At 46.9% G+C, this 9,069-nt stretch carries 9 protein-coding genes and 1 rRNA gene; 8 read left to right on the forward strand and 2 right to left on the reverse strand.

The annotated features are described in order from the left end of the window. Positions 1–524: 524 nt before the first annotated feature. From G358_RS0103370 to G358_RS0103385, 4 genes are all read left to right on the forward strand, one after another. Positions 525–1,217: a phosphoadenylyl-sulfate reductase gene (locus G358_RS0103370; protein WP_019635800.1), complete on the forward strand. Its 693-nt coding sequence runs from the start codon at positions 525–527 to the stop codon at positions 1,215–1,217. Between the two features lie 35 nt (positions 1,218–1,252). Next, positions 1,253–2,422 (forward strand): sulfate adenylyltransferase, encoded by a 1,170-nt coding sequence (sat, locus tag G358_RS0103375; protein WP_019635801.1) that lies wholly within the window; start codon positions 1,253–1,255, stop codon positions 2,420–2,422. An 84-nt stretch (positions 2,423–2,506) separates the two neighbouring features. Beyond that, positions 2,507–3,265, forward strand: a complete 759-nt coding sequence (gene cwlD / locus G358_RS0103380; protein WP_019635802.1) for an N-acetylmuramoyl-L-alanine amidase CwlD — start codon at positions 2,507–2,509, stop codon at positions 3,263–3,265. Positions 3,266–3,409: 144 nt separating this feature from the next. Continuing rightward, positions 3,410–4,543 carry a P-loop NTPase gene (locus tag G358_RS0103385; protein WP_019635803.1) on the forward strand — a complete coding sequence of 378 codons (1,134 nt, stop codon included), beginning with the start codon at positions 3,410–3,412 and terminating at the stop codon, positions 4,541–4,543. A 248-nt stretch (positions 4,544–4,791) separates the two neighbouring features. Here the strand turns inward: G358_RS0103385 and gerD are convergent, their stop codons facing one another. Beyond that, the gene (gene gerD, locus G358_RS0103390; protein ID WP_019635804.1) at positions 4,792–5,571 is read right to left on the reverse strand and encodes a spore germination lipoprotein GerD; all 780 of its coding nucleotides are present in this window, start codon (positions 5,569–5,571) and stop codon (positions 4,792–4,794) included. Between the two features lie 129 nt (positions 5,572–5,700). Between gerD and G358_RS0103395 the strand changes: the two genes are divergently transcribed. Then, positions 5,701–6,294 carry a KinB-signaling pathway activation protein gene (locus G358_RS0103395; protein WP_019635805.1) on the forward strand — a complete coding sequence of 198 codons (594 nt, stop codon included), beginning with the start codon at positions 5,701–5,703 and terminating at the stop codon, positions 6,292–6,294. A 174-nt stretch (positions 6,295–6,468) separates the two neighbouring features. Here the strand turns inward: G358_RS0103395 and pdaB are convergent, their stop codons facing one another. Next, positions 6,469–7,278 (reverse strand): polysaccharide deacetylase family sporulation protein PdaB, encoded by an 810-nt coding sequence (pdaB, locus tag G358_RS0103400; protein ID WP_019635806.1) that lies wholly within the window; start codon positions 7,276–7,278, stop codon positions 6,469–6,471. 123 nt (positions 7,279–7,401) lie between these two features. On the opposite strand from pdaB, the gene G358_RS0103405 reads away from it, so the two are divergent. The 3 genes from G358_RS0103405 to G358_RS0103415 form a co-directional block, all read left to right on the forward strand. Then, positions 7,402–8,016, forward strand: a complete 615-nt coding sequence (locus tag G358_RS0103405) for a stage II sporulation protein M (RefSeq protein ID WP_019635807.1) — start codon at positions 7,402–7,404, stop codon at positions 8,014–8,016. 230 nt (positions 8,017–8,246) lie between these two features. Then, on the forward strand, positions 8,247–8,477 hold the full coding sequence (locus G358_RS0103410) for a hypothetical protein (RefSeq protein ID WP_019635808.1): 231 nt from the start codon (positions 8,247–8,249) through the stop codon (positions 8,475–8,477). A gap of 495 nt (positions 8,478–8,972) precedes the next feature. Next, positions 8,973–9,069 (forward strand): 16S ribosomal RNA (locus G358_RS0103415); the annotation flags it as partial.

A 9,069-nucleotide genomic window follows, 5' to 3' on the forward strand; every position in this document is an offset into this window, starting at 1 on the left:
ATTCTCATTATGTGAAGATAAATGCGAAACAGCCCTGTCAACGTATTGGTTGCAGGGCTGTTTGGCAGAGTATTTCTATTTTACTGTAATCACGTACATATATTTCAAACTCCCATTTTGATCATAAACATTAATATTCGCAACTGTCGCTGAGTATGTCCTTACCACACCCAATTGATTAATGGTTACATTTCCTCTTGTGATTTCATAAGTGTACCCGCTGCCATAGGCAATTTGATAAGTGGAGTTTTTATTTAGTGTTAAATATTGAATTGATAAATCCCTTTAATTTACATGGTTAGTTATGAAAATTTTTTGTTATTAATTTGATACGTCTATATTAGGAATGCATCCTCGAGTTCAAATAAGATTAGTTGTCCCTTGATCTTTATTGGTCAAGGTTTTTTTCTTTTGTTCATATTGACTTTATGTTAAAAAGTTCTATACTTTAAATTATAATTCAAATCTGTTTAGTAGGAATATTTCCTTGTTTATGTAAGTTTAACGCGAGGGGGACAAAATTGATGAATTTGTTGGAGAAGGAACAGTTGATTCAAACGAAAGCGGAAGAGTTCGAGAATGCATCAGCTGAAGAGGTGATAGCTTGGGCAATTCAGACGTTTCCGAATATCACGTTTGCCTGCAGCTTCGGAGCAGAGGATGTCGTTCTAGTCGACATGGTGCAAAAAATCAGTCCATCGACGGACATTTTTTATTTGGATACGGACTTTCATTTTAAGGAGACCTATGAAACGCGCGATAAAATAGCTGCCAATTATAATCTTGAATTCGTGCGTGTAGCTCCGTTAATTACGCCGGAGGAGCAAGCGGCCCAGCATGGCGAGGAGCTATGGAAGAGTGATCCGAATGCCTGCTGCAACATTCGTAAAGTCGAGCCTTTGACCCGGGTATTGTCTGGATACGATGCTTGGATTACGGGGATTCGCCGCGACCAGGCGCCTACGCGCGCCAATGCGAAGAAGGTGGAATACGATACGAAATTCGGGCTGGTCAAGTTCAATCCGATCGCGAGCTGGACTTCCGAGGATGTGTGGAACTATATCCGTGCCAACAATGTAGTATACAACCCGTTGCACGATCAGAATTATCCTAGCATTGGCTGCGAGTATTGCACTCGCCAGGTTATGCCAGGAGAAGACCCGCGGGCAGGCCGCTGGTCAGGATCTGATAAAACCGAGTGCGGACTTCATAAGTAAAATAAATTACATTCTAAATACAGGGAGAGATGGAGATGACAGCAATTTTGCCGCACGGAGGCAAACTAGTGAATCGGGTTGTGACGGGCAAGGAGAGAGAGGAACTGCTCGTATTAGCTAAAGAGCTGCCGGTTATTTCAATCAATGCCTGGACGATTTCGGATTTGGATTTGATTGGTGTCGGAGCCTTTTCTCCATTGGAAGGATTCTTGAATCAAGAAGATTACGAATCCGTCGTCCAGAAGATGAGACTCGCTGACGGTACGGTGTGGAGTATTCCGATTACCTTGTCAGTGAGCGAGGAGCAGGCCCGCCAGCTGGAAATCTCCAAGCGCGTGGCCCTTGTAGGCGAGCAGGATGGCGTCGTCTACGGTTTGCTCGACGTGCAAAGCATCTATAAAGTGAACCAAGCCGAGGAAGCGAGAAATGTATTCAAAACAGAGGATAAGGAGCATCCGGGAGTAGCTAAGCTCTTTGAGCGTTCGCCTTATTACGTGGGCGGACCGGTACAGGTGCTCAATCGTCCGCAGCCGGAACGGTTCGGCGAGTTCTATTTCGATCCGGCCGAGACGCGGCGCTTGTTCGCCGAGAAGGGCTGGCGTACCGTAGTCGGATTCCAGACGCGCAACCCGGTGCATCGTGCCCATGAATATATCCAGAAGAGTGCGATGGAGATCGTGGATGCACTGTTCCTGAATCCGCTGGTCGGTGAAACGAAGTCGGATGACGTTCCAGCCGATGTGCGGATGAGGAGCTATCTCACGCTGCTGGACAATTATTATCCTGCCGATCGCACCTTCCTTGGGGTGTTTCCGGCCGCCATGCGCTATGCGGGACCGCGGGAAGCGATATTCCATGCCATGGTCCGTAAAAACTACGGCTGCACCCATTTTATCGTTGGCCGTGATCACGCCGGCGTTGGCGACTATTACGGGACTTATGAAGCACAGGAAATTTTTCTGAACTTTACGCCGGAGGAACTGGGAATCTCGCCTTTATTTTTCGAGCACAGCTTCTTCTGTACGATCTGCGGCAACATGGCTTCCAGCAAGACGTGCCCGCATCCGAAGGAATCTCATCTCACTTTATCAGGAACGAAAGTAAGAGCACTGCTGCGCGATGGCGTATGCCCGCCGCCGGAGTTCACGAGACCGGAAGTGGCGAGAGTGTTAATCGAAGGTATGAGCCATCAAGTTATCATTTAAGCAGTTGAGCTGATAACAGGCATATTTGTCCACCTCGTCCCATATAGATGATTAGAGTCATATGGGTACGGAGGTGGCTTTTTTATGGGCTCACGGGATAAAGTTACTTTATGGATACCATTAAGTCATATTAAAAAACTGCTGCTTGCCTTCGTTTTATTTGGCTTGCTGCTCGGCATTGCAGTATATGAGGTTCCAGCGAGAAATGTATGGAATTATTGGAGTCTTCCGTTGGCTGGGGTGACGATTGCCCTGGATGCCGGGCATGGCGGAGCAGACGGCGGAGCGATTAGCCGGCAGGGCCTGATTGAAAAAGATATTAATTTGGCGGTGGCTCTCTATTTGCGTGATTATTTGCAGCAGGCTGGCGCTGTGGTGGTGATGACCCGGGAAGACGATCGGGATTTGGCTAACGAAGGAACAAAAGGATACAGTAAACGCAAGACGGAGGATCTAAAGCGCCGCGTCCGCTTTATCGAGGAAAAAGAAGCAAAAATGCTGATCAGCATTCATATGAACAGCGTTCCGTCAGCGAAGTGGAGGGGGGCGCAGACTTTTTATTTTCCGCCCAATGAGAAAAGCTATGACCTGGCGTATTTGATTCAAGAAGAGCTTATACGTAATTTGGAAAACAGCGATCGCGTCGCTAAAAAAAATGATAAGCGAGTTTATTTGCTTGAAGCAGTAAAAATTCCTTCTGCGCTCGTCGAAGTAGGATTTCTGTCTCATCCAGAGGAAGCTGCCCTGCTTGGCAATGAACAATATCAACGCAAGGTGGCTGCATCGATTTATCAAGGAATTCTCAGGTACAGCGCCGGAGAGAAGGGCAAACAAATCAAGTGATCAGGTCAAACGGAATCAAGTAAATCAACCAAATCAAGTAAAGTAAGCAATTCAGATCATGCAGGGCAATTGAAGCCGCGTAGTGATATAATATATATATTCAATTGAATTTACACGATATGATGCGAAGTCGAGGTGCTGTGATTGTTATCCAAGGAGCATATTCAAGCGGCATTGCGTCCAATTGCCGAGCCAACGCTTGAGCGAAGCTTGGTTGAACTGCAATGGATTCGCGATATGATGGTGAAAGAGGATCGTGTTTCTTTGACGGTAGTATGCTTGGAGAAGAACGAGGAAACACAGAAAATGCTGGAGCAGGAAATTCGTGACCGGCTGTTGGCGGCTGGCGTCAGCAGCGTTCATTTAAGGTTTCGGGAAGCTTCCGAACAGGAGCGTACTGAGGCTGCAGGGCCGGAGAAAGTGCAGTCAGGAGCACGAGGGCAGGAGCCCTCTCATGAAGAAGTGCTGCGTAAAGGACATGCCGCCGGACTGGAGACATTACCGATTCTTGACCCGAACTCCGGCGTGAAATTCATAGCTGTTGCAAGCGGGAAGGGCGGGGTCGGAAAGTCTACCGTTACCGTCAATCTAGCGGTAGCGCTTGCTCGCAAGGGACAGCGTGTAGGATTGATCGACGCGGATATTTACGGCTTCAGTGTGCCGGATATGATGGGGATCGAGGAGGTGCCGGATATTGAAGAGGGGGCAATTGTCCCTGTAGAACGTTTTGGAGTCAAAGTGATGTCTATGGGCTTCTTCATCCGGGAGAACAATCCGGTAATTTGGCGAGGGCCGATGTTAGGCAAGATGCTCCGGCAGTTTTTCGTGGATGTAGAATGGGGAGAGCTTGATTACGTGCTGCTCGATTTACCGCCGGGAACCGGCGATGTTGCGCTCGACGTGCATCAAATGATTCCGCATAGCAGCGAGATCATCGTAACGACTCCGCATGCTACAGCGGCCTTTGTCGCAGCGCGTGCTGGGGCAATGGCGCTGAAGACAAATCATGAAGTGCTGGGTGTAGTAGAGAATATGGCTTATTACGAATGTTCGGGGTGCGGACAAAAGGATTATATTTTTGGCAGAGGCGGGGGAGCTCGTCTTGCCGAGACGCTTCATACCGGACTCCTTGCTCAAATCCCTCTGGGGACTCCGGATAACCATCCATCGGAGCCTGACTTTTCACCGTGCGTATACAAACAGGACAGCCGAATTGGCCAGCTGTATGACGAAATCGCTGAACAGGTTATGCAAAGATATACAAATACAAAAGACTGACCCGCCGGGTCAGTCTTTTGTATTTGGGCAGTCGTGCATCAGGCAGTCGTGCATCAGGCAGTCGTGCATCAGGCAGTCGTGCATCAGGCAGTCGTGCATCAGGCAGTCGTGCATCAGGCAGTCGTGCATCAGGCCTGCGAACTGTGCACACAGGGAACGCTGCGCACGATGGATTGCTCCAGCTTCCAGTGCTCAGCTACTGGATCTCAACCTTACTAAGCTCTTGGACTCCGGCTTACGAGTCCCGCTTATGAGCCGCCACCGCCCTGCTCCCCTCCAGCTCCACCGCCTCCACTACCGCCGCCTTGGCCGCCACCGCCTTTGGAGGTGGATTCCTTCTCAAGTTTAGGCTGCAGTTGCTCCTGCACAACCTTTTTCAGCAGCTCCATCACTTCCATTTTAAACAGCGGGCTTTGCATTGCTTCTTGCATGACTGTCATCGATTGTTTCCGGAAATCGGACGTCTGGGTGAGATCCAGGAACATTTTCATGACTTCGGGCGATTTCATTATTTCACTAACCGACTTTTGATAAGTCGGATCTTTGATTAATTGCATGTGCAGCTCTTTGTTCTGTGAGTTGATCGTCTTGGCGAAGTCTGCGGCAAATTTAGGATCGGTCATAATTTTTTCAAATTCCTTTTTATATTCTGGCGATGTAATTGTTTCCTTTACTGCCATGCGCACCTGCTCTGAGGTTTGTGAGGGAAGAATCATTTTCATGCCCATACTGCCTCCACCGGAGCCAGAGCCACTGCCTCCTGAACCGCCGGAACCCCCGCTTGATCCCCCAGACCCTGAGCCGCCTCCCGACTGGCCTCCACTGCTTTCGGACGGAGGGGAGCTTAGGGCTTCATAAATGGCTTTTTTGCCATCATCCGTCTTAAGTATATCAATCACCATGGACTTGGTTTCTTTGTATCCTCCGCCTTGGGAAGAAGAGGAACTTTGATCAGAACCGCAAGCCGTCAGCGAAAGTGTAAAAGTGCATATAAGGCATATCATCCATCGGTAACCCAGCCACTTCATGGTTCCTTCCTCCTTAATATGATCGCTGCTTGTAGTATGTGGACGTAAAACAGGAATTATCCTCTTGAAAAGCATGGTTTTTTACCGGAATCGTTGGTAAAATAATTCGTTAGTGGGGGTGTGACGTCTTTGAATCTGAAAAATTGGCTTTATTTGTTCTGGACCACATTGCTGGTTGGAGCAGCTGGGTCGCTTGTCGTAGGAGTCATTCTCCAAGTGACAGATACCGTACAATTTAACGGGGCAGCAGATTTCTTCGTAAATATCGGTATTTTGCTTGGGGTTGGTGTTATGGTCAGCGTATATTCCCAGATGGGCTTTTTTGCTTATTTGATGATGAATTATATGGGAAATGGCGTGTTCTCCAGAAGAACCTGGCAGTATGTGCAAATTGTACTCACTGCGCTTGCGCTTCTTGAGCTGATGTTCTTCCGTTTATTCCTCGGACAAGAGCAAAGCGGGATTTCCGATATTATTCTCGGTGCCATTATACTTATTGTGGCCTGCGCTGTAGCTTTTTATAAAGCCAAGCTGACGAATGGCACGGCATGGATACCGACGCTGTTCTTTATGATCGCCGTGACGATTGTCGAAATGATCGGGGTGCTAAAAATCGGCGTAGATGCCGCGACGGCATGGATTGTTGCTCCGCTTATTGCGTGCAACGCTTATCAAATACTTATTTTGCATAAGGTGTTAAAGTCTACCCGTGACTCGGCATAGGTCGGCCATTTAAGCCATTTAAGCCAATTAAGGAAGTAAAGCTCAGTATAGCGCTGGGCTTTTTCTTTATTCTTCTACGTCTTAATTTAGGCAAAAAAGACCTCCGAAATAACGGAAGTCTGTCAGGAAATTTATTATATTAGAAATCGCCGTTAAGTATCAGGCTATCCGATGTTACAGTCCCGCTGCAAGGTCAACTTGCTCCTGAAGCCAGGCCTGGTCTCTAACCTGGGCGCCTTTGACGCGGGCTTCCTGAAGAAGATCAGAGACGGTTACAAACTCGTATCCTTTCTTGCGAAGTTCGTCGATGATGATGGGGAGGGCTTCGTGGGTTTGCTTTACAGAATCGCTGGCATGGAGCAGTACAATGTCGCCAGGATGCGCTTTGCTTACTACCCGGTCAACGATCGTCTGAACTCCTTTATTCATCCAATCCTGCGAATCGGTATCCCATTGGATGACTTTGTAACCAAGGCTTCCGGCAATTTTCAATACGCGTTTATCGAAATCCCCGTTCGGGAGGCGCAGCAAGTTTGGTGCTTTTCCGGTCAAATCAGTTAAAATAGAGTGAGCTGTCGTAAGCTGTCGTTTTATTTCTTCATCTTCCAGTTCGCTGTAATTGACATGCTTATGGCCGTGACTGCCAATTTCATACCCTTGCTGCTGAATTGATTTCACGATCTCTGGATGACTTTTGCTCCACGGAGAGGACAAGAAGAAGGTCGCTTTGGGAACATTTTTATCTTTAAGCACCTGCAGGATCGGTTCTGCTCTTTTATCCCCCCAACTGATATCAAAAGTCAGAGCAATGACTTTCTTATCTGTGGACACACTGTAAATAGCCGAAGTGCTGCCTTCTTCAGAGAACACGGTGATATGGCTTCGTTCTACATAGATTACACCGACTGCAAACAGGGCCGCGGCGAATACGAACATAAAGCGTTTGATCTTTTTTCCGTTCAGGACATAGAAGAAGTTATTCATGAGTTAAGCCCCTCTCGTATAGAAATGAATTTGCCCGTTGTTACAATGTATGCTCGTACCAGTCAGGAATATTACCGTTCTTGTCTATGGATGGAGCCTCAAAAAACATGCAGGAGGATGATTATGTCATTTCGTCGCTTTATTCAGGATTTAGGTTATTATCGCAACATGCTACTCGCAGCCTGTTTCCTTTTCGTTGCAAGCATCATTGTTGGTGCCGTATATCCCGATTTAATGAGAAGCTTGCTGGAGCCACAGATTGATTCGTTGCGGACAGTAAGAGGAGCTCTAGAGGCATCTCCTGTTCCGGAATTAAGCTTTTTTCTATTTATTTTTATAAATAATACGGTGAAAAGCTTGCTCATCATGGGCTTCGGCGCACTGTTTGGCCTGATGCCGATCGTCTTTTTGGTTATGAATGGGCTGGTTTTAGGTTATTTAGTTACCACAGCTGCGGCTCAGGGTACAAGCCTGTTTGATTTAATTGTCAAAGGATTGCTGCCGCACGGCATTATTGAAATTCCGGCTATTGTAATCGCTGCGGCCTTCGGACTGCAGTTTGGTTATTTGATATTGAAAAGCCTTGGAGAGCTCGGGGCTAGGGAACGGCATCAGCGCACTGTGAAGTGGGGGGAGTTTTTCCGGTCGATGGGAAGGGCGGCAATCTGGCTAACCGTCGCCTTATTAATTGCAGCCGTCATTGAGAGCACGATTACGTTTTACCTTGTTCAATTATAAAAATGATGAGGGCATCATATTTTCCGCCAAAATTGTGCATAACATTAAAGCGGTTCGAAAGAACGAGTTTCTTAATTTGGTAAAAAGGTTAATCATCGTTAACCAACAGTCATGAGTATGAAGCTTGTTTGGCGGAAAGCGAGAAGGCTTATCCCCTTATTCTGCGCTAGTGGCATGAAGCCATCAATGCTGCACCAATCGTAACCTAGTCGAAAGAGGAGCTGTGTGCCATGTTGGGTATGTTATTTAATGAAAAAGAATGTAAAGAGCTGGATTACGTCCTTCGCAAGGAATTAGATGAAATGCTCCTGGATATGAGCGATCATCGTCTGGATCAGGATATTCGGCATGCCATCGCTAATCGATATAAGACTGTATTTCGCATGTATGCCCGTTTTGCTCCTTCAAAGGAACTTTCTAAATATGCGAGAAATGCCCGTTTTCCTCAAGTTAGGCAATAAGAACGGAAAAGGGCGTAAAATGGTGTTGACTTAAGTGATAAGGATATGTTAAATTAGCATTCGTTCCACTTTTGGGGACGGGGGCGCAAGAGGGCCAATAGATAGTTAAGGTTATGGAATGAACCTGTTTAAGGGTTTTCGAACAATGCGGAATCTTCTTCGTTTAACAGCTGGCTTTCTTCCGAATTATAGAATGGGACCTAAAGAGCTAGGGAGCTTATTAATTCTATAATCTAAAAAAACTTTTAAAAACCCCTTGCAATTTCCTTGCTAGCTATGTTATATTATAAGAGTCGCCGCTGAACGATGGCGGCGCACAAGAAACGAAGTTGATCTTTGAAAACTGAACAACGAGTGAGCGGGTTTCACGCAAGTGAAATCTAATAATAGAGTCAGATGCAAATCTGATCTCGTCAGATTCAAAATGAGCTATCAGCTTATTCGATAATCGGATGGAGCGCCTCTTGCTTTCGGGCAAGAGCACCTATCCGAACTTTATTGGAGAGTTTGATCCTGGCTCAGGACGAACGCTGGCGGCGTGCCTAATACATGCAAGTCGAGCGAGGTTATTTTGGAAGCTTGCTTCCGAAAT

The organism is Paenibacillus fonticola DSM 21315 (assembly GCF_000381905.1).
Lineage (GTDB): Bacteria > Bacillota > Bacilli > Paenibacillales > Paenibacillaceae > Fontibacillus > Fontibacillus fonticola.